The organism is Ruegeria sp. C2, from assembly GCF_056537765.1.
The window spans coordinates 411,122-429,328 of the sequence record NZ_JBQFRZ010000002.1; the positions used below are offsets into that span (position 1 = coordinate 411,122).

The following is an 18,207-nucleotide window of genomic DNA, read 5'->3' on the forward strand; positions in this document are numbered from 1 at the left end:
CGGTCGGTTTTGAAATCGCGGTTGTGCTAGTCGCAAAAGCGGCGTCACGCAAGCCTTCTGCGGCGCGGCATGCCACCGCATACCGTTTGCACACACCCCGCCGATTGCGCTAAACCGCCTGTGAATCATGCCTATTTCCGGGACGCCCCATGTTCGAGATGAACTTGATGTTTTTTGCCGTGGCGATCCCTGCGGTGATCTTTGCGGGCATATCGAAAGGCGGGTTCGGCTCGGGCGTGGCCTTTGCGTCCTCGTCGATTCTGGCCCTGATCCTGACGCCCGGGCAGGCACTGGCGCTGATGCTTCCGATCCTGATGGTGATCGATTTGGCCACGCTGGGGCCCTATTGGAAACGCTGGAGCTGGTCGGATTCACGCCTGCTGATCCTTGGTGCCGTGCCGGGTGTCGCGCTGGGCGCGTGGCTCTATCGTGCCACCGACGACGATATGTTGCGCCTGTTGATCGGCGGGATATCGGTGGGGTTCGTGATCTGGCACGTTGCCCAGACCAGGGGCTGGGTGCGCGGCTTCGCCAACCGGCTGCCACCTTCGGCGGGCCTGTTTGCCGGGCTGGTCGCCGGGTTCACCAGCTTCGTCAGCCACGCAGGCGGCCCGCCCGCCGCCGTTTATCTGCTGTCCCAACGTCTGACGAAAACCGAGTTTCAGGCCTCGACCGTGCTGGTCTTCTGGGTGATCAACGCGGTGAAATTCGTGCCCTTCGCTTATCTGGGCCTCTTCACCTGGCACACGGCGTTGGCCGATCTGTTGCTGACCCCATTCGCGATCCTTGGGGCCTGGCTGGGCGTCCGGGCACATTTCAAGCTGTCCGAACGCGTGTTCTTTCGCATCTCTTATGTTCTGCTCAGCCTGACCGGCAGCAAACTGATCTGGGATGCGCTGGTTTAAGTATTGGGCGGCAAACTCTCGGCCAGCGCCTCAAAGGACTGGCCCGAGGCGATCAGGCAGGTCACACCTTCGGGCAAGGTCACAACAATCGTCCAGCTGCCGGTCTGGTCCGAGGCAAACATCTCCATCACCGCACCCTGACGCGCGATGCCGATACCCCGGCGGGTTTCACCGTAGGTTTTCGCCAATCGTTTGATCACATCTTCGCGCGGAGCGCAGTTCTGCGCGCTGACCTGCTGCGCTGCCAGCACCATGATGCCCAGACCTATCGTCATTTTCAGCAATATTGTCTTCATCGGTCACCCCTTTCGGTTCCTTTCGGATAACAGCGTGCTGCAGCCAGAAAGAGATCGCGTTAAGGCAACGCACGTTGCGTCGCTTGTTGTAAATGCTGCGCTGCGGCGTTTTTGTCCTTGAACTTTCCGTCAAAAAATGCCCCATTCCGCGCAACATTATTTCAAAGGGAGAGTCCCGTGGACCCGCGTCAACGCCCCTATCGCTCTGTTCTCTATATCCCTGGCTCGCGCGAGCGGGCATTGGATAAGGCGCGCACGCTGCCAGTGGATGCGATCATCTTTGATCTGGAAGACGCGGTTTCAGCCGACGAAAAGAACAATGCACGCGAGACGCTCAAGGCGGCTCTGGCCACCGGGGGCTATGGTGCGCGGGTCAAGATCGTGCGGATCAACGGGCTGGACACCGAATGGGGGCGCGCCGATGCCGAGGCCGTGCGCGAGATGGATGCGGATGCAGTATTGCTGCCTAAGGTCAGCTCTGCCGCTGACGTGGACGCGCTGGCGGCGATTACCGGAGACCTGCCGATCTGGGCGATGATGGAAACGCCGCGCGGAATGCTGAACGCCGCGGAAATTGCCGCACATCCGCTGATGGCAGGCTTTGTGATGGGCACCAATGATCTGGCGAAAGAACTGCAAACCCGCTTCCGCCCTGACCGCCTGCCGATGATGACCTCACTGGGCCTGTGCCTGTTGGCCGCAAAGGCCGAAGGTCTGATCATCGTCGACGGCGTCTACAACGCCTTCAAGGATGCCGACGGTCTTCAGGCCGAATGTGCCCAGGGCCGTGATATGGGTTTTGACGGTAAAACGCTGATCCACCCCGCTCAGGTTGACATCGCGAATACGGCCTTTGCGCCCTCGGAAGATGAGATTGATCTGGCCCGACGCCAAATCGCCGCCTTTGAAGAGACCGAGGCACAGGGGCAGGGCGTCGCCGTGGTCGATGGCAAGATTGTTGAGAACCTGCACGTTGTAACTGCCCGTGAAACTCTGGCAAAAGCAGAGGCGATAGTAGCTTTGCAAGCGGGGTAAGCCAGCAATGGGCTTTGTTCTTCTGATCCTTGGTGTGGCGCTTTGGTGGGCCGCACATTTGTTCAAACGTGTGATGCCGGAACGCCGTGCCGCCATGGGCGATGCGGGCAAGGGCGTCGTGGCGCTGGCTTTGGTGGTCTCGATATTGCTGATGATTTTCGGCTACCGCATGACCGATTTCATCTATGTCTGGGCGCCGCCGACCTTCCTGATTCACGTCAACAACCTGCTGGTCTTGATCGCGATATATCTGCTGAGCCCTGCCGGAACCAAGGGTCGCCTGCTGAACAAGGTCCGTCACCCTATGCTGGGCGGCTTCAAGCTCTGGGCCTTTGCGCATTTGCTGGTGAATGGTGATCTGGCGTCGATCGTTTTGTTTGGCGGCTTGCTGGCCTGGGCCATTGTCGAAGTGATTGTGATCAACAAGTCCGAACCCGAGTGGACCCCGGGCGAACCCAGAACTTACGGCAAGGACGCGATGTTCTTCGTTGGCTCCATCGTGCTGATGGGCATCATCGGCTATATACACGGGCTGGTTGGCCCATCTCCGTTCGGCGGATAAGGGGCTGAGGCAATGGCGAAACTTTATCGTTTGTTGACAGAAGAAGACACGTCGGCCTTCTGCCACAAAGTCTCGGACGCATTGGCAAAAGGATGGGAGCTCTATGGCGACCCCTCCTATGCCTTTGACGCCGCCACCAATGTGATGCGCTGCGCGCAGGCCGTGACCAAAGAGGTCGACGCCGACTATTCCCCCGACATGAAACTGGGACAGCAATAATGGCAAAAACCAATCCGGGTAACTTTTTCGAGGATTATTCCGTCGGGCAGGTGCTGCACCACGCCGTGCCGCGCACCGTGACGGATGGCGAGCGTGCTTTGTATCACGCGCTCTACCCAGCGCGTCACGCGCTCTACTCCTCGGACGAGTTCGCCCGGAATTGTGGCTTACCCCAAAGCCCGATTGACGATCTGGCAGCCTTTCATGTGGTGTTCGGGAAAACGGTTCCCGATATCTCACTGAACGCGGTTGCCAATTTGGGCTATGCCGAGGGACGCTGGCTGCAACCTGTCTATCCCGGCGATACCCTGCGCGCCGAATCCGAAGTGATTGGTCTAAAGCAGAATTCAAACGGCAAAACCGGGGTGGTCTGGGTCCGCACACGCGGCCTAAACCAGCGCGACGAAGTGGTCATCGAATATGTGCGCTGGGTGATGGTGCGCAAATCGAACCTCGACGTGCCCGCGCCCGAGACAGTCGTGCCCGAGTTGAAGAAAGCGCTGGATGTCGGCGATCTGGCGGTGCCGAAAAGCCTCGATTTCTCCAATTACGATTTTGTACAATCCGGTGAAAACCATCGCTGGGATGCGTACAACACGGGAGAAACGATTGATCACGTCGATGGCGTGACCGTCGAAGAGGCCGAGCATATGCTGGCCACCCGTCTGTGGCAGAACACCGCCAAGGTGCATTTCGACCTGACCTTCCGTCCTGATGGTCGGCTGATCTATGGCGGGCATGTCATCTCGATGGCGCGGGCCTTGTCGTTCAACGGTCTGGCAAACGCACAGATGATCGTTGGCCTGAACGGTGGCGCCCATGCCAACCCTTGTTTTTCAGGCGATACGATCAAGGCTTGGTCCGAGGTTCTGGACAAGGCCGAGACCGGAACGCCGGGTGTCGGAGCACTGCGCCTGAGGCTGGTGGCCACCAAGGGTGGTGAGCCTTTTGCCTTGCGCAATGACGACGGGAAATACCTGCCAAACGTCCTTCTGGATCTCGACTACTGGGCCTTGATGCCCATGTAAGGCAAGCCCGCCCATTGACATTGAAGTGATCGCGGTCCGGGAATTCCGTGCTACGTTTGCCTAATGATGATGTTGCGCGCGATCACTGCCAGCCTGTGCCTGGCCTCACAGGCCCACGCCTGTGATCTGGCTCTGGCTTTGGCGGTGGATGTTTCGGGCTCGGTCGATTCCGAGGAATATCGGATACAAATGGATGGCCTTGCCGCCGGTCTACGTGATCCGATTGTGTCTGAGGCGTTGGTGCGCGGACAGGCTCAATTGATGCTGGTGCAGTGGACCGGCAGTTCGCGTCAGCGCGTTACGCTTCCATGGACCCGGATCGACAGTTTTGCCACCCTCGATAACTTCGCGGGGCAGGTCGCCGCAGACCCACGTGTCTGGCGCAACTTTTCAACCGCGATTGGCGAAGCTCTTGAAATGACAATTGCTCATTTCGACAAGGTGACCGATTGCAAGCGCCATCTTATAGACCTCTCGGGCGATGGAATTTCGAACGAGGGTATCGAGCCTGCAAAACTGCGCCCCAAACTGCGCGAGCGGGGCGTTACCGTAAACGCAATTGCCATTGAAGAGAGCGAACCTGATCTGACGGCGTATTTTTTCGAAAACGTCATTGTGGGCGAGGGGGCCTTTGTCGTCTCGGCTGCGGGATTTGCCGACTACCCTGAGCGCATTCGCAAAAAACTGCTGCGCGAAGTGACGCAGCAGACTGCGGGGTTGAAACAAGGCCAGGAATAGATTCGTGATCACATTGCTTTAGCGTTGAAAACGCTAACATTGGCGGCCTTGAGTTCGTTTTGTGATCACGCAAAATATGCTCGTGATCACAAAACAGTTTTATCATGCGATTTGCGGCAAATTTAACGCTTTTTGCACCTGCAGCGCGTGACAGTGTCGCAAAAAACAGTAAAACGTTCGGTAGCCAACCGAAAAGGAGCCGCCATGGCCGATGTAAATCGGGGCAACCGCCCGCTTTCGCCGCACCTGTCGATCTATCGTCCTCAGCTGACGTCGGTCACATCCATCCTGACCCGTATCACCGGAAACGCGATGATTGTTGCCGCGCTTTTGATCGTCTGGTGGTTCCTGGCCGCAGCGACGTCTCCCGAAGCGTTTGAGCGCGCCAATTGGTGGCTGACCTCGGTACTGGGTGATCTGGTCATGGCATTCTCTCTGTGGGGGTTGTGGTATCACACACTGGCGGGCGTCCGGCACCTGATCTGGGACAACGCGGTTGGTCTGGACCTGCCCACAGCAACCAAGCTGGGCTGGGCCGTTGTCATCGGCTCGGTCGTTCTGACCCTGCTCACTCTTTTGATCGTAGCGTAAAGGAGTCTCACGATGCGTTATCTGACGGACCGCAAACGCGCGATCGGTCTTGGTTCGGCCAAATCGGGCACCGCCCATTTCTGGAGCATGAAGGTCAGTTCGGTGGCTCTGCTGATCCTTGTTCCTCTGTTTATCTTCACATTCGGCCCGGTTCTGGGTCAGCCCTATGATGTGGTGCTGGACTATTACGCGCGCCCTTTCCCGGCGATTGTCGCCGCGCTGACACTGGTGGTCGGGTTCAAACACTTTGCCGAAGGCGCGCAGGTGATGCTTGAGGATTATGTTCACGGCACCCTGAAAAAGGTGCTGATCATCCTCACCACCTGTCTGTCCTATGGCGCAGCTGCGGCTGGCGTTTTCGCCATCGCGCGCATTGCCCTCTAATTCCCGGAGCTGAAAGAAATGGCTGCATACGAATACGAAACGCATGAATATGACGTGGTCGTTGTCGGCGCTGGTGGGGCCGGCCTGCGGGCAACGCTGGGCATGGCGGAACAGGGTTTGCGCACGGCCTGCGTGACCAAGGTGTTCCCGACCCGCTCGCACACCGTTGCCGCGCAAGGCGGGATCGCCGCATCGCTGTCGAATATGGGACCCGACAACTGGCAGTGGCATATGTATGACACCGTCAAGGGGTCCGACTGGCTGGGTGACACCGATGCCATGGAATACCTCGCGCGTGAGGCACCCAAGGCGGTGTATGAACTGGAACATTATGGCGTGCCGTTCAGCCGTACCGAAGAAGGCAAGATCTATCAGCGCCCATTTGGTGGTCACACCACCGAGTTCGGCGAAGGCCCTGCCGTGCAGCGGACTTGTGCCGCCGCCGACCGCACCGGCCACGCGATCCTGCACACGCTGTATGGTCAGTCGCTGAAGAACAACGCTGAGTTCTATATCGAATATTTTGCCATCGACCTGATCATGTCCGATGACGGGCAATGTCAGGGGGTCGTCTGCTGGAAGCTGGACGACGGCACCATGCATGTTTTCAACGCCAAGATGGTTGTGCTGGCGACCGGCGGTTATGGCCGCGCCTATTTCAGCGCTACTTCGGCCCATACCTGCACCGGCGACGGCGGTGGCATGGTGGCCCGTGCCGGTCTGGCGCTGGAAGATATGGAATTCGTGCAGTTCCATCCCACCGGTATCTACGGCTCGGGTTGCCTGATCACTGAAGGTGCGCGCGGTGAAGGCGGATACCTGACCAACTCAGAAGGCGAACGGTTCATGGAGCGCTATGCGCCCCAGTATAAGGACCTTGCGCCGCGCGATTATGTCAGCCGTTCAATGGCGATGGAAATCCGCGAGGGACGCGGCGTCGGGGGTGAGGGGGATCACATCCACCTCAACCTCAGCCACCTGCCGCCCGAGGCGCTGGCGGAACGGCTGCCGGGTATTTCGGAATCGGCCAAGATCTTTGCCGGTGTCGACGTCACCAAGGAACCGATCCCGGTTCTGCCCACCGTGCACTACAACATGGGTGGTATCCCGACCAACTATTGGGGTGAGGTGATCAACCCCACCGCCGCCGATCCCAATGCCGTGGTGCCCGGCCTGATGGCCGTCGGCGAGGCAGGTTGTGCCTCGGCCCACGGAGCGAACCGTCTGGGCTCGAACTCTTTGATCGACCTTGTTGTATTCGGCCGCGCGGCGGCGATCCGCGCCGGTCAGGTGGTGGACGCAAACGCGCCCAACCCGGTGCTGAACCAGGCATCGGTCGACCAGGCGTTCGACCGGTTCGACGGCTTGCGCAATGCCAATGGCAGCATCGCCACCGCCGATCTGCGGCTTGAAATGCAAAAGACCATGCAGGCTGATGCTGCTGTGTTCCGGACTGGCAAGACACTGGCCGAAGGGGTCGAGAAGATGACAGCCATCGCATCCAAGATGGACGATCTGAAGGTCACCGACCGCTCATTGGTCTGGAACAGCGACCTGATGGAGACTCTGGAACTGACCAACCTGATGCCCAACGCGCTGGCCACCATCGTTGGCGCCGAGGCGCGCAAGGAATCCCGCGGCGCCCATGCGCATGAGGACTTCACCACCCGAGATGACGAGAACTGGCGGGTTCACACCATCAGCCGGGTCGAGGGCACGAATGTAGACCTCAGCTATCGCCCAGTGATCGTCGATCCGCTGACCACCGAGGACGAAGGCGGCATCAGCCTCAAGAAAATCGCGCCCAAGGCGCGGACGTTCTAAGGAGAGGAACTTATGGTACAACTGACCCTCCCCAAGAATTCCCGGATCACCACCGGCAAGACCTGGCCCAAGCCCGGAGGCGCAACCAACGTGCGCAAGTTCCAGATCTATCGCTGGAACCCGGATGATGGCCAGAACCCACGTGTGGACACTTATTTCGTCGACATGGACACCTGCGGCCCGATGGTTCTGGATGCGCTGATCAAGATCAAGAACGAAATCGATCCGACCCTGACGTTCCGCCGGTCCTGTCGTGAGGGCATCTGTGGCTCTTGCGCGATGAACATCGATGGGATCAACACGCTGGCCTGTATCTATGGCATGGATGAGATCAAAGGTGACGTGAAGATCTATCCGCTGCCGCACATGCCGGTGGTCAAGGACCTGATCCCTGATCTGACGCACTTCTACGCCCAGCACGCCAGCATCATGCCGTGGCTGGAGACCAAGACCAACCGTCCTGCGAAGGAATGGAAGCAGTCGATCGAAGACCGCAAAAAATTGGATGGTCTGTACGAATGCGTGATGTGTGCCAGCTGTTCGACTTCGTGCCCCAGCTATTGGTGGAACGGTGACCGCTACCTCGGCCCCGCAGCGCTTCTGCATGCCTATCGCTGGATCATCGACAGCCGGGATGAGGCCACGGGTGAGCGTCTGGATGAGCTTGAAGATCCGTTCAAGCTGTACCGCTGCCACACGATCATGAACTGCGCCAAGACCTGCCCCAAAGGCTTGAACCCGGCCAAGGCGATTGCCGAGATCAAGAAGATGATGGTCGAACGCGCGGTGTAAAGCGAAACATTGCACTTGCCGGTTTGCGGCAAGTGCAATCCCCATCTGCAAAAATGGACGATGCGCCCGCCTTTGGGCAGGCGTATGGTTCGGATGGGGAGGAGTGATAAGACGATTACGGGATCACTCCTATGAGCACAGATAAAAAGAAAACCGATGCAGTTAAGGCTCTTGAGCTTCTAGAGCAGGCTTGGAGCTACTATGCACCCGAACCCAAGGTCCCAGCTTTTGAGGAAGCGCCGGAGCTGTTCGAATACGCTAATGCAGCGTAAAGCGCCTGCCTGACCTTGAAAATCTCTTAGCAATCAGCAAAGCAGAAGGATGCCTGTCCTTCTGCTTTTGCTTGCCGCTGGTGTTTTCGCTTATCTCTTTTGGCGTTCGCGAACCTCTTCGCTGACGCGCGAGTGCAGATGGCGGCAGCATCGGGACGAAGGGCAATGGCGTTGCAGTTTCTGCGGTGCGGTTTCTCAATCGGATGAAGAACCAATCCGCTGCCTGAAGGGGCAGGGGTGACGAGCTTCCGGTTTTTCGCGCTGATCGGGTTTTCGGGGAAGGGTCTGGTTTCTCAGCAATCAGGGGCCAGATTGCCTGGCGATGGTTCTTTCGCGCCCGATGATCAGAAGGCCGCCGCCAACGATTAGGAATACTCCGGGGATAAGATCATCAAAAGGAGTCTCGGCAAAAAAGACCCAACCCAGAATGAATGAGGACGGGATGCCGAAGTATTGAAAGGGTGACAGGCTGCTGGGGTCAGCCATTCGGTTTGCTGTTGTCATGCAAAGGGCGGCCAGTCCTCCGACCAGACCCATCGAGCCAAGCCATATCCAGATGACTGGTTCTTCGATCAGAGAGAATCCGGTAGTCGCCAGTACGAAGATGGTCGAGCTTATGAGCGCGGTTATGGTGTAGTAGAGGTTGATCAATGCGGTCGGTACGGAGCGATCGAAGAGCTTTGCGGTCACGCTGGAGCTTGCATAGCCAAGCGCGGCGCAGATCGGCAGCAGCGTGTGCCAACTCAAATGCGCTGTGTCCGGCTTTAGCACCATCATCACACCGACGAAGCCCAACCCAACCGCCAGCCACCGCCAGTGGCCGATTTTGTGCCGAAGGATCGGCACCGATAAGGCGGTGATGAATAAAGGGCCCGCAAAGACCAATGTCGTGGCAGTCGCAAGATCCATATAGATGAGCGACAGGTAAAAGCTCATCTGCGCCATGACGCCCAAGGCTCCGCGCGCGATGGCCAGCCGCCATTGTCTTACGGCAATTGGTCGACCCGCGTCGATCCAGTCGCGCGATGACAGCAGGATCGCCAACGCAGGGATGAGCCCGAATAGGTTGCGAAATACCGTAAGCTCTTGGGTCGAGAACTGAGCGCTGAGATGTTTCACAATCGCCCCCATGACATCGTACAGTACGATCGCGAGGATGATTACGAAGGCGGCCCTGAGGAAAGGGGCGGACGGTGTGTTGGTGTTCATGTCTGACGCTCCGATGGGATGTGTCGCCGCGCGGAGCGACTCACGATTTGCAACGGGTAACCTATTGACAAAAATAAAAAAACACGCCTTATTCGTAACGCCGAGAGTCGAAGCTGAAGCTGGGATGGCCGCTATTAGCACGCGAATCCCGAAGCTTAGGCTGAGAAGTGTTTAGCGGTATCGCTCCTCGGTCGTCTCCAAACTGAGTCACCTAAAATTCGCCCCTGTTGGCCCGTGACCGTGCAGCTTTGGGCTTTTACGTCGACGCGAACTGCGCCAATCTCGAGCCATGATAGATTCTCAGAACTTCCCCCAACCGCCGAGCGACGCCGAAGACCGCCGCGCCATCGCGCCCGTTATTTGCTATCCCACCGACGGGTTGCCGAAGCCGCACTTGGCGCTGTACCAAGCAGCCCGCGAAACCGCGCAAAAAACCGATGAAGTGTTGGTGCCCGCGCGTGAGGCGCGTTGTTTTGAGGTGCCTGCCGGGCATTTCTTTCGCATCACCTCGGTCGAAGGTCCGCAGGTCGGGGACCTGAATATCTGGAACCTGAACGACCTGTCTGAACGGTTTTATTCCGGCAAAACCCGCGCGCTACACGGCACCCACCTGACGACGGGTGAGCAGATGTGGTCAAGCTTCCCGCATATGCGCCCAATGGCGACCATCATTGCCGATACGCTGGGCTGGTATGGGATCGATGCGTTTGGCGGTTCGGTTCATGATGTGATCGGTACCCGCTGTGATCCATATACGGGCAATCTGCTCTCGGGCACTCAGTACCATCATTGTTGTCATTCGAACCTGACCCGCGCATTGGCAGGTCACCTGAGTATTTCCCTAGCTGAGGCTGAGCCTGCGGTGCACGATGTTCTGAACGTGTTCATGTGCACCGGGTTCACCCGCGATACCGGTCAGTACTTCATGAAAGCCTCACCCGTGCGGCCGGGTGATTACCTGGAGTTCTTTGCCGAGATCGACCTGCTGGGCAATCTCAGTGCCTGTCCTGGTGGTGACTGCTCATCCGAACATTCCTCGGACACGGCGTCGTGCCATCCACTGCTGGTCGAAGTCTTTGCCCCTGCCGACGGCGCGTTGGAAGGGTGGAGCAGCCCTGCGCGCAATGCATATGATCGCACGCATGGGCTTTAGCGTTTAGAGGTGGGTTAAGACGCTGTGAACGCCGCCTCAAGCGCGATCTCGACCATGTCGCCAAAGCTGCGCTCGCGCTCGGATGAGGGCAGCGCTTCGCCGGTCAGCAGGTGGTCCGAGACAGTCAGGACGGCCAGAGCACGGCATTTGTGGCGCGCCGCGAGGATGTAAAGCTCGGCGGCTTCCATCTCGACCCCCAGAACGCCGTGGCGCACCATCTGTTCATTCAGATCAGGGCGTTCGTCATAGAATACATCCGAGGAATAGATGCCACCCACATGGGTTGGTGTGCCTTTGGCCTTTGCCGCTTGCGCGGCGGCCTGCAGCAGGTCCCAATCGGCGCAAGGCGCAAAGTTCATCTCTTTCATGATCCCGCGCGACGGTGTGCTGAGCGTGGTGGACGTCATTGCCAGAATGACATCGCGTACATTGACGCTGTCCTGCATACCCCCGCAGGAGCCGATGCGGATCAGGGTTTTCGCCCCGTAATCACGGATCAGTTCGTTGACGTAGATCGACAGCGACGGCATCCCCATGCCGCTACCCTGAATGGTCACCGGATTTCCGTTCCACGTGCCGGTAAATCCAAGCATGCCACGAACGTCATTGACCAGTTTGACGTCTCTCAAAAATGTCTCTGCCGCCCATTTCGCGCGATAGGGGTCACCGGGCAAAAGAACGGTTTCGGCAATATCACCTGTTTCGGCTCCGATATGAATTGTCATCTCGGCAAATGCCTCCGCTCAGATTTCCAGATCAGATATGTCGGCCCCGGCTTTCAGGGCGTCATGCACCCATTGCGGCTTGCGACCCCGGCCCGTCCAGGTTTGGGCCTCATTGCTCGGATTGCGATATTTGGGTGCGGCCTTGGTGGATTTCGTGGCTTTTGCACCTTCGGGCGACAATTCGGACAAGGAGAACCCGAATTCCGCGGCCGCTTTTTCCGCCGCTTTCAAAGCTTCTTTACGTGCGCGTGCCTCGGCGCCCTTCAGCGCTTTTTCGACTTTATTGCGCAATTCAAGCAATTCTTTGTGCGACATTTTTTCAAGATCGATCGCCATTTTCTTTCTCCACACCGTTTGCTCCCAAAACACTGGAATTGGGAAATCGCAATTTCCGGTCCTGTCTATTCCTTTTTTATTGGAAATAGAAATGGAGATTTTATAGAGGTGGCGTTCTTATTCCGCCGCCATATTTTTTGGGTCCGCCAAAGTGATGATATCGCCCATGATCGTGTTCAGCTCAAAGTTCTTGGGCGTATAGATTTCAGCTACCCCCATGGCGCGCAGGCTCTCGGCATCTTCGTCGGGAATGATCCCGCCAACAACGACGGGGATATGGCTCAAACCTTCGTCTTTCAGGCGGGTCATCACATCTTGCACCAATGGCAGGTGGCTGCCGGACAAGATGGACAGACCAATGACATGAGCATTGTCCTCACGCGCGGCGGAGACAATCTCTTCGGGTGTCAGGCGAATGCCCTCATAGCTGATATCCATGCCACAATCGCGGGCGCGGAAAGCGATTTGCTCGGCGCCGTTTGAATGTCCGTCCAAACCCGGTTTACCAACAAGGAATTTCAATCGGCGACCGAGCTTGTCACTGACCGCATCAACGGCAGCCCGCAGATCATCCAGCCCTTCGGTCTTATTGGACACCGAGCCGGAAACGCCCGTCGGTCCACGATAGGTGCCGTAGGCTTTGCGCATTTCTTCGGCCCATTCGCCGGTGGTGACGCCCGCTTTTGCCGCTGCAATCGAAGGTGCCATCACATTGGCCCCCGATTGCGCTGCCTCACGCAGGTCGTTCAACGCGGCTGCAACGGCCGCGTCGTTGCGATCTGCGCGCCAGTCATTCAGGCGCCCGATCTGATCCTGTTCGACCGCAGGATCGACGACCATGATGCCGCCATCCTCGGTCTGAAGGGGGGATGGTTCACCCTCGGTCCACTTGTTTACGCCGACCACGACGGTTTCATTGCGCTCGATCCGGTTCAGCCGTTCAGCATTCGAATCCACCAGTCGGGATTTCATGTACTCGATTGAGGCAACCGCTCCGCCCATCGACTCGAGGTTCGCCAACTCGGCGTGCGCACCTTCTTTGAGTTCTTCGACCTTGGCATCAACCACCGGATTGCCGTCAAACAGATCGCCATACTCCAGCAGGTCGGTTTCATAGGCCAGAATCTGCTGCATCCGCATTGACCACTGCTGATCCCAGGGACGCGGCAGGCCAAGTGCTTCGTTCCACGCGGGCAGTTGCACTGCGCGCGCGCGGGCATTCTTGGACAGTGTCACCGCCAGCATCTCGATCAGGATGCGATAGACGTTGTTTTCGGGTTGCTGCTCGGTCAGGCCCAGCGAATTGACCTGAACGCCATAGCGGAATCGGCGGAACTTGGGATCTTCGACGCCATAGCGTTGTTGCAGAATCTCATCCCAAAGATCGACAAAGGCGCGCATTTTGCACATTTCGGTAACAAAGCGGATGCCCGCATTCACGAAGAATGAAATGCGACCGCAAAGTGCCGGGAAATCTTCAGCCGGAACACGGGGGCGCAATTCGTCCAACACCGCGATGGCCGTAGCCAGAGCATAGGCCAGCTCTTGCTCGGGCGTCGCGCCGGCCTCTTGCAGGTGATAGGAACACACATTCATCGGGTTCCATTTGGGCACGTTGGTGTAGCAATACTCGGCCACGTCGGCGATCATCTTCAGCGATGGTTTCGGCGGGCAGACATAGGTACCGCGGCTCAGATATTCCTTGATCAGGTCGTTCTGAACCGTGCCCTGCAGCTTGGAGACATCCGCGCCCTGTTCCTCGGCCACCGCGATGTAAAGCGCCAGCAACCATGGTGCAGTGGCGTTGATTGTCATCGAGGTGTTCATCTGCTCCAGCGGAATCTGATCGAACAGCATGCGCATGTCGCCCAGATGGCAGATCGGCACGCCCACCTTGCCGACCTCACCGCGCGCCAGAACATGGTCGCTGTCGTACCCGGTCTGCGTCGGCAGATCGAAGGCGACGGACAAGCCGGTTTGCCCTTTTGCAAGGTTCGCACGATAGAGCGCGTTGGACGCCTTGGCCGTAGAGTGACCAGCATAGGTTCGGATCAGCCAGGGGCGGTCTTTCTGCGTCTGCGTCATGGATGGGCCTCGCGAGTCGATGAGCAATAAAATTACGTTCCATGGTGATAAATCGTAATTTTCAGCATATGTCAATTCGCTGCGTCGCGGCATAACCTGCTTTCTTCAGATTGTGAGCGGTCGCGTTTGATGGCACTGTGCCCCCATGACTCAGACCGTGGAACTTCCGCTTTGGCTGTTTGTACTGATCGTGCTGTTTGCCGCGGTCACTTTTGCATCGCATTTCCTGTTCCCGTCGGTGCGATGGTTCTTCCGCCGCAGGCTTGAACGCGCTGTTGCGCGTCTGAACGATCGCCTTCAGCGCCCGATCCAGCCGTTCAAGCTGGCGGGACGGCACGATATGATCCAGCGTTTGATCTATGACCCTCAGGTCACCAAAGCAGTACAGCGGCATGCGAAAGAGGAAGGCGTTCCGGATGCGGTAGCGTCCGAGCAGGCCCGACGCTATGCGCGCGAGATCGCGCCTTCGTTTTCGACGGTTGCTTATTTCAGCATTGCGATCCGTCTGGCCCGTATGCTCAGCAATGCGTTCTATAACGTTCGGCTGAGCTATGAGAACAAGGCTGCCGTGGACAACATCGATCCTGATGCGACGGTCATCTATGTGATGAACCATCGCAGCAATATGGATTACGTTCTGGTCACCTATCTGGCGGCAGATCATTCCACCCTGTCATACGCAGTGGGGGAATGGGCGCGCGTCTGGCCGCTGAGTCGCCTGATCCGTGCAATGGGGGCCTACTTTATTCGCCGCAAATCGGGCAGTGATCTCTATCGCCAGGTGCTGGCCAGCTATGTGCGCCACGCGACCGAGGCGGGCGTCACTCAGGCCATGTTTCCTGAGGGAGGCTTGAGTTTGGCCGGTAAGCTGGGTCGGCCCAAGCTTGGTCTTCTTAAATACATAGTTGATGCATCAGACCCGCAGGGGCGCGATGTGGTTTTCGTACCGGTTGCGCTGAACTATGACCGGGTTCTGGAAGATACCGTTCTGACCGCCGCTGCGAAGGATACGGAACGTCGTTTCCGTGCTCGGATCGGTGTGATCACGCGATGGACCCTGAAACAGTTATGGCGGCGCGTGGTCGGGCGCTACAAGCGGTTCGGCGTAGCTTCGGTGCGCTACGCCACCCCAATCTCGCTACAGCAATTCCGCGCCACGCACGAGCGGGATCTGACCACTGATCTTGCGCGTGAACTGATGCAAAGGATTGGCGCGGCTATTCCTTTCGCCCCTCTCCCAGCGGCGTGTCGCCTGATCCAGCAAGAGGGTGAGATGACTGAGGATGACCTTAAGGCCCGTTTGCTGGGCGCTGAGGGTGGAGCACTCGAACCGGATGCGGGCGATGCCATCGACGATGCCATCAATCAGCTGACTGAACGCCGGATTCTGTCGCGCAAGAATGGCATCTTGCGCCCATCGGGTGAGCGCGCAGAGCTACTTGATTATTATGCCGCAGCATCAGAGCCTGCCCCTCGGGACGGTAATTTTGCAGTTGCAGAAACAGTTTCTGCAACTGCTGGGTCATAAAATTACAAAAGTAGCACCAAAAACTATTGCAATATTTCTTTGTCGCCAATATCCCAGTTGGTGAAAGCCGCGATTCTGCGGCGCGGCAATGGATGAGTTAAAGGAGGCCAGCATGGCTTTAGACGTCGACAGTGGCATCGCGTCGTACGATGCGCCCGAAAAAGACCTCTATGAAATGGGAGAGATCCCTCCGATGGGATATGTTCCCAAGCAGATGTATGCCTGGGCAATTCGCAAGGAACGCCATGGCGAACCGGACACGGCGATGCAGCTTGAGGTGGTCGATGTTCCGAAATTGGACAGCCACGAGGTACTGGTGCTGGTGATGGCTGCGGGGGTCAACTACAACGGTGTCTGGGCTTCGCTTGGTAAGCCCATCAGCCCGTTTGACGGTCATGGTCAGCCGTTCCACATCGCGGGATCTGATGCTTCGGGTATCGTTTGGGCTGTAGGCGACAAGGTGCGCCGCTGGAAGGTCGGTGATGAGGTTGTGATCCATTGCAACCAGGACGATGGCGATGACGAGCACTGTAACGGTGGCGATCCGATGTATTCGGACAGCCAGCGGATCTGGGGATATGAAACCCCCGATGGATCTTTTGCCCAGTTCACTAATGTGCAGGCGCAGCAGTTGATGCCACGGCCCAAGCACCTGACCTGGGAAGAAAGCGCCTGCTATACGCTGACGCTGGCCACGGCCTATCGGATGCTGTTCGGGCATGAACCGCATGACCTGAAGCCGGGCCAGAACGTTCTGGTTTGGGGTGCGTCGGGCGGCCTGGGGTCTTACGCGATCCAGCTGATCAATACAGCAGGTGCAAACGCGATCGGCGTGATCTCGGACGAAAGCAAGCGCGACTTTGTTATGGGTCTTGGTGCCAAGGGCGTTCTGAACCGGAAGGACTTCAACTGTTGGGGTCAGCTGCCCACCGTGAACACGCCGGAATATGCCGAGTGGTTCAAAGAGGCTCGTAAGTTCGGCAAGGCGATCTGGGATATCACCGGCAAGGGTGTGAATGTCGACATGGTCTTCGAACACCCGGGCGAAAGCACTTTCCCCGTCTCGACCTTCGTAGTGAAGAAGGGCGGAATGGTTGTTATCTGCGCCGGTACGACCGGTTACAACCTGACCTTCGATGTTCGTTATATGTGGATGCACCAAAAGCGTCTGCAGGGGTCTCACTTCGCTCATCTGAAACAGGCCGCGGCGGCAAACCAGCTGATGGTTGAGCGCCGTCTTGATCCCTGCATGTCCGAAGTGTTCACATGGCAGGATCTGCCGGAGGCGCATATGAAAATGATGCGGAACGAACATAAGCCCGGCAACATGTCCGTTCTGGTTCAGGCGCCACATACAGGCATGCGGACTTTGGAAGAAGTTCTCGCTGCAGGCGACTAACGTCCAGACTGTAACACAAGATCGAAGCACCCGCGCGGCACGCCCTTGCTGCGCGGGTGTTTTGCGTTTGAGGCAGTGGTGATTTTTATCAAAGGCTTAGCAGGAGAGACCCCGCCATTTTTGGGGAGTAGAAAGCAGCGAGTAGGCCGAAATAGTCTGCACATGTTATGGTTGTGTTAACTCTTCGTTAACTATTTCGGGGACACCTTGATGGCGCAAAATGAGTGGATACTGGACGTATTGTCGGACCTCAACGCCTTTGCGGTGGCAAACGGGTTAATCGCGCTTGCCGAACAGCTTGACGATACCAGGCTGATCGCTGCGGCCGAGATCGCGTCCTTGAAGGATGAGGCTTGCGCGCCGACGAATGGTAACACAATTCGATTTGAGCCAAATCCTCGAGGATTTGGAAAGCACCAGCACGCTTGAAGAGCTGACCAATGTTTCGGTCCAATTGCGAGACCGGTTGCAGATCGATCACATCACCTATCATTGGGTTGACGGCGCCGGAGACCAATATGGGTTTACCACTTACTCGGACGCTTGGGACGAACGATATCGGGACAAGAATTACCATCGGATTGATCCCGTCATATTAGGCTGTTTTCAGCGCTTTCATGCGGTGGACTGGAAGCAGTTGAACTGGTCCGGCAAGGCAGTGCGCGCCTTTTTGGATGATGCACTGGCGCATGGCGTTGGCAATCAGGGCTATTCAATCCCGTTGCGCGGTCCAAGCGGGCAATTTGCGCTGTTTACGGTGAACCACAATTGTGACGATAAGACCTGGCAGAGCTTCATTGCGACTTATGGTCGTGATCTGATTCTTGTGGCGCATTTTCTGAATCGCAAAGCGCTGGAATTTGCCAAGGATCGGCAACCGGAAGCCACGCGCAGCCTCTCGCCGCGTGAAATAGATACCATGACGCTGTTGGCGCTGGGCTATAGTAGGGCGCAGGTTGCGCATTCGCTTTCGATCTCGGAACATACATTGCGCGCCTATATCGAAAGCGCGCGCGCCAAGCTGGGCGCACAGAACACGACTCATGCCATCGCAACCGCGCTTAGCCGAGGTTTAATAGTCGTTTAACGACCGTACGTTGCCCAAACTGCAAATTAACCACAAGTA

At 57.6% G+C, this 18,207-nt stretch carries 20 protein-coding genes; 15 read left to right on the forward strand and 5 right to left on the reverse strand.

What is annotated here, in order from left to right; genetic code table 11:
* The first annotated feature begins 149 nt into the window (after positions 1–149).
* The gene (locus tag ACR0IV_RS11735) at positions 150–905 is read left to right on the forward strand and encodes a sulfite exporter TauE/SafE family protein (RefSeq protein ID WP_480659281.1); all 756 of its coding nucleotides are present in this window, start codon (positions 150–152) and stop codon (positions 903–905) included.
* Here ACR0IV_RS11735 and ACR0IV_RS11740 read toward each other — a convergent pair.
* Entirely contained in the window at positions 902–1,201 is a 300-nt protein-coding gene (locus ACR0IV_RS11740) for a hypothetical protein (RefSeq protein ID WP_480659282.1), read from the reverse strand. The genes ACR0IV_RS11735 and ACR0IV_RS11740 overlap by 4 nt on opposite strands.
* Before the next feature lie 177 nt (positions 1,202–1,378).
* Here ACR0IV_RS11740 and ACR0IV_RS11745 point away from each other — a divergent pair, with 177 nt between their 5' ends.
* The 10 genes from ACR0IV_RS11745 (at position 1,379) to ACR0IV_RS11790 (ending at position 8,646) form a co-directional block, all read left to right on the forward strand.
* Complete coding sequence (locus ACR0IV_RS11745; protein ID WP_480659283.1) at positions 1,379–2,236, forward strand: HpcH/HpaI aldolase/citrate lyase family protein; 858 nt, start codon at positions 1,379–1,381, stop codon at positions 2,234–2,236.
* A gap of 7 nt (positions 2,237–2,243) precedes the next feature.
* Entirely contained in the window at positions 2,244–2,798 is a 555-nt protein-coding gene (locus ACR0IV_RS11750) for an NnrU family protein (protein ID WP_480659284.1), read from the forward strand.
* Between the two features lie 12 nt (positions 2,799–2,810).
* The gene (locus ACR0IV_RS11755) at positions 2,811–3,017 is read left to right on the forward strand and encodes a DUF1737 domain-containing protein (RefSeq protein ID WP_480470901.1); all 207 of its coding nucleotides are present in this window, start codon (positions 2,811–2,813) and stop codon (positions 3,015–3,017) included.
* Positions 3,017–4,045 carry a MaoC family dehydratase gene (locus ACR0IV_RS11760; RefSeq protein ID WP_480659286.1) on the forward strand — a complete coding sequence of 343 codons (1,029 nt, stop codon included), beginning with the start codon at positions 3,017–3,019 and terminating at the stop codon, positions 4,043–4,045. Before ACR0IV_RS11755 ends, ACR0IV_RS11760 begins: the two co-directional genes overlap by 1 nt.
* Before the next feature lie 63 nt (positions 4,046–4,108).
* Complete coding sequence (locus ACR0IV_RS11765) at positions 4,109–4,783, forward strand: DUF1194 domain-containing protein (RefSeq protein WP_480659288.1); 675 nt, start codon at positions 4,109–4,111, stop codon at positions 4,781–4,783.
* Between the two features lie 204 nt (positions 4,784–4,987).
* Complete coding sequence (gene sdhC, locus ACR0IV_RS11770; protein ID WP_480470898.1) at positions 4,988–5,374, forward strand: succinate dehydrogenase, cytochrome b556 subunit; 387 nt, start codon at positions 4,988–4,990, stop codon at positions 5,372–5,374.
* Between the two features lie 12 nt (positions 5,375–5,386).
* On the forward strand, positions 5,387–5,758 hold the full coding sequence (gene sdhD / locus ACR0IV_RS11775) for a succinate dehydrogenase, hydrophobic membrane anchor protein (protein WP_480659290.1): 372 nt from the start codon (positions 5,387–5,389) through the stop codon (positions 5,756–5,758).
* Positions 5,759–5,776: 18 nt separating this feature from the next.
* The gene (gene sdhA / locus ACR0IV_RS11780) at positions 5,777–7,582 is read left to right on the forward strand and encodes a succinate dehydrogenase flavoprotein subunit (RefSeq protein WP_480659291.1); all 1,806 of its coding nucleotides are present in this window, start codon (positions 5,777–5,779) and stop codon (positions 7,580–7,582) included.
* 12 nt (positions 7,583–7,594) lie between these two features.
* The gene (locus ACR0IV_RS11785; protein ID WP_171233105.1) at positions 7,595–8,374 is read left to right on the forward strand and encodes a succinate dehydrogenase iron-sulfur subunit; all 780 of its coding nucleotides are present in this window, start codon (positions 7,595–7,597) and stop codon (positions 8,372–8,374) included.
* Positions 8,375–8,505: 131 nt separating this feature from the next.
* Complete coding sequence (locus tag ACR0IV_RS11790) at positions 8,506–8,646, forward strand: hypothetical protein (RefSeq protein WP_480659293.1); 141 nt, start codon at positions 8,506–8,508, stop codon at positions 8,644–8,646.
* Between the two features lie 300 nt (positions 8,647–8,946).
* Here ACR0IV_RS11790 and ACR0IV_RS11795 read toward each other — a convergent pair whose 3' ends face one another.
* Positions 8,947–9,855, reverse strand: coding sequence for a DMT family transporter (locus tag ACR0IV_RS11795; RefSeq protein WP_480659295.1), 909 nt, complete (start codon positions 9,853–9,855; stop codon positions 8,947–8,949).
* Positions 9,856–10,144: 289 nt separating this feature from the next.
* On the opposite strand from ACR0IV_RS11795, the gene ACR0IV_RS11800 reads away from it, so the two are divergent.
* The gene (locus tag ACR0IV_RS11800; RefSeq protein WP_480659296.1) at positions 10,145–11,008 is read left to right on the forward strand and encodes an urea carboxylase-associated family protein; all 864 of its coding nucleotides are present in this window, start codon (positions 10,145–10,147) and stop codon (positions 11,006–11,008) included.
* Between the two features lie 14 nt (positions 11,009–11,022).
* Here the strand turns inward: ACR0IV_RS11800 and deoD are convergent, their stop codons facing one another.
* The 3 genes from deoD to ACR0IV_RS11815 all read right to left on the reverse strand — a co-directional run bounded on the left by deoD (position 11,023) and on the right by ACR0IV_RS11815 (position 14,154).
* Complete coding sequence (gene deoD, locus ACR0IV_RS11805; protein ID WP_480659298.1) at positions 11,023–11,733, reverse strand: purine-nucleoside phosphorylase; 711 nt, start codon at positions 11,731–11,733, stop codon at positions 11,023–11,025.
* A gap of 18 nt (positions 11,734–11,751) precedes the next feature.
* Positions 11,752–12,069, reverse strand: a complete 318-nt coding sequence (locus ACR0IV_RS11810; protein WP_480470890.1) for an H-NS histone family protein — start codon at positions 12,067–12,069, stop codon at positions 11,752–11,754.
* Positions 12,070–12,186: 117 nt separating this feature from the next.
* Positions 12,187–14,154 carry a methylmalonyl-CoA mutase family protein gene (locus tag ACR0IV_RS11815; protein WP_480659300.1) on the reverse strand — a complete coding sequence of 656 codons (1,968 nt, stop codon included), beginning with the start codon at positions 14,152–14,154 and terminating at the stop codon, positions 12,187–12,189.
* Positions 14,155–14,299: 145 nt separating this feature from the next.
* On the opposite strand from ACR0IV_RS11815, the gene ACR0IV_RS11820 reads away from it, so the two are divergent.
* From ACR0IV_RS11820 to ACR0IV_RS11830, 3 genes are all read left to right on the forward strand, one after another.
* The gene (locus tag ACR0IV_RS11820) at positions 14,300–15,682 is read left to right on the forward strand and encodes a 1-acyl-sn-glycerol-3-phosphate acyltransferase (RefSeq protein WP_480659302.1); all 1,383 of its coding nucleotides are present in this window, start codon (positions 14,300–14,302) and stop codon (positions 15,680–15,682) included.
* A 112-nt stretch (positions 15,683–15,794) separates the two neighbouring features.
* Positions 15,795–17,081 (forward strand): crotonyl-CoA carboxylase/reductase, encoded by a 1,287-nt coding sequence (gene ccrA / locus ACR0IV_RS11825; RefSeq protein WP_480470887.1) that lies wholly within the window; start codon positions 15,795–15,797, stop codon positions 17,079–17,081.
* A gap of 367 nt (positions 17,082–17,448) precedes the next feature.
* On the forward strand, positions 17,449–18,168 hold the full coding sequence (locus ACR0IV_RS11830; RefSeq protein ID WP_480659304.1) for a helix-turn-helix transcriptional regulator: 720 nt from the start codon (positions 17,449–17,451) through the stop codon (positions 18,166–18,168).
* Positions 18,169–18,207 lie beyond the last annotated feature (39 nt).

Excerpts from the sequence above, each read along its gene's own strand:
- ACR0IV_RS11735 (WP_480659281.1), top strand. The coding sequence starts at position 150 with ATGTTCGAGATGAACTTGATGTTTTTTGCCGTGGCGATCCCTGCGGTG.
- ACR0IV_RS11740 (WP_480659282.1), bottom strand. The coding sequence starts at position 1,201 with ATGAAGACAATATTGCTGAAAATGACGATAGGTCTGGGCATCATGGTG.
- ACR0IV_RS11750 (WP_480659284.1), top strand. The coding sequence starts at position 2,244 with ATGGGCTTTGTTCTTCTGATCCTTGGTGTGGCGCTTTGGTGGGCCGCA.
- ACR0IV_RS11755 (WP_480470901.1), top strand. The coding sequence starts at position 2,811 with ATGGCGAAACTTTATCGTTTGTTGACAGAAGAAGACACGTCGGCCTTC.
- ACR0IV_RS11760 (WP_480659286.1), top strand. The coding sequence starts at position 3,017 with ATGGCAAAAACCAATCCGGGTAACTTTTTCGAGGATTATTCCGTCGGG.
- ACR0IV_RS11765 (WP_480659288.1), top strand. The coding sequence starts at position 4,109 with ATGATGATGTTGCGCGCGATCACTGCCAGCCTGTGCCTGGCCTCACAG.
- sdhC (WP_480470898.1), top strand. The coding sequence starts at position 4,988 with ATGGCCGATGTAAATCGGGGCAACCGCCCGCTTTCGCCGCACCTGTCG.
- sdhD (WP_480659290.1), top strand. The coding sequence starts at position 5,387 with ATGCGTTATCTGACGGACCGCAAACGCGCGATCGGTCTTGGTTCGGCC.
- sdhA (WP_480659291.1), top strand. The coding sequence starts at position 5,777 with ATGGCTGCATACGAATACGAAACGCATGAATATGACGTGGTCGTTGTC.
- ACR0IV_RS11785 (WP_171233105.1), top strand. The coding sequence starts at position 7,595 with ATGGTACAACTGACCCTCCCCAAGAATTCCCGGATCACCACCGGCAAG.
- ACR0IV_RS11790 (WP_480659293.1), top strand. The coding sequence starts at position 8,506 with ATGAGCACAGATAAAAAGAAAACCGATGCAGTTAAGGCTCTTGAGCTT.
- ACR0IV_RS11795 (WP_480659295.1), bottom strand. The coding sequence starts at position 9,855 with ATGAACACCAACACACCGTCCGCCCCTTTCCTCAGGGCCGCCTTCGTA.
- ACR0IV_RS11800 (WP_480659296.1), top strand. The coding sequence starts at position 10,145 with ATGATAGATTCTCAGAACTTCCCCCAACCGCCGAGCGACGCCGAAGAC.
- deoD (WP_480659298.1), bottom strand. The coding sequence starts at position 11,733 with ATGACAATTCATATCGGAGCCGAAACAGGTGATATTGCCGAAACCGTT.
- ACR0IV_RS11810 (WP_480470890.1), bottom strand. The coding sequence starts at position 12,069 with ATGGCGATCGATCTTGAAAAAATGTCGCACAAAGAATTGCTTGAATTG.
- ACR0IV_RS11815 (WP_480659300.1), bottom strand. The coding sequence starts at position 14,154 with ATGACGCAGACGCAGAAAGACCGCCCCTGGCTGATCCGAACCTATGCT.
- ACR0IV_RS11820 (WP_480659302.1), top strand. The coding sequence starts at position 14,300 with ATGACTCAGACCGTGGAACTTCCGCTTTGGCTGTTTGTACTGATCGTG.
- ccrA (WP_480470887.1), top strand. The coding sequence starts at position 15,795 with ATGGCTTTAGACGTCGACAGTGGCATCGCGTCGTACGATGCGCCCGAA.
- ACR0IV_RS11830 (WP_480659304.1), top strand. The coding sequence starts at position 17,449 with ATGGTAACACAATTCGATTTGAGCCAAATCCTCGAGGATTTGGAAAGC.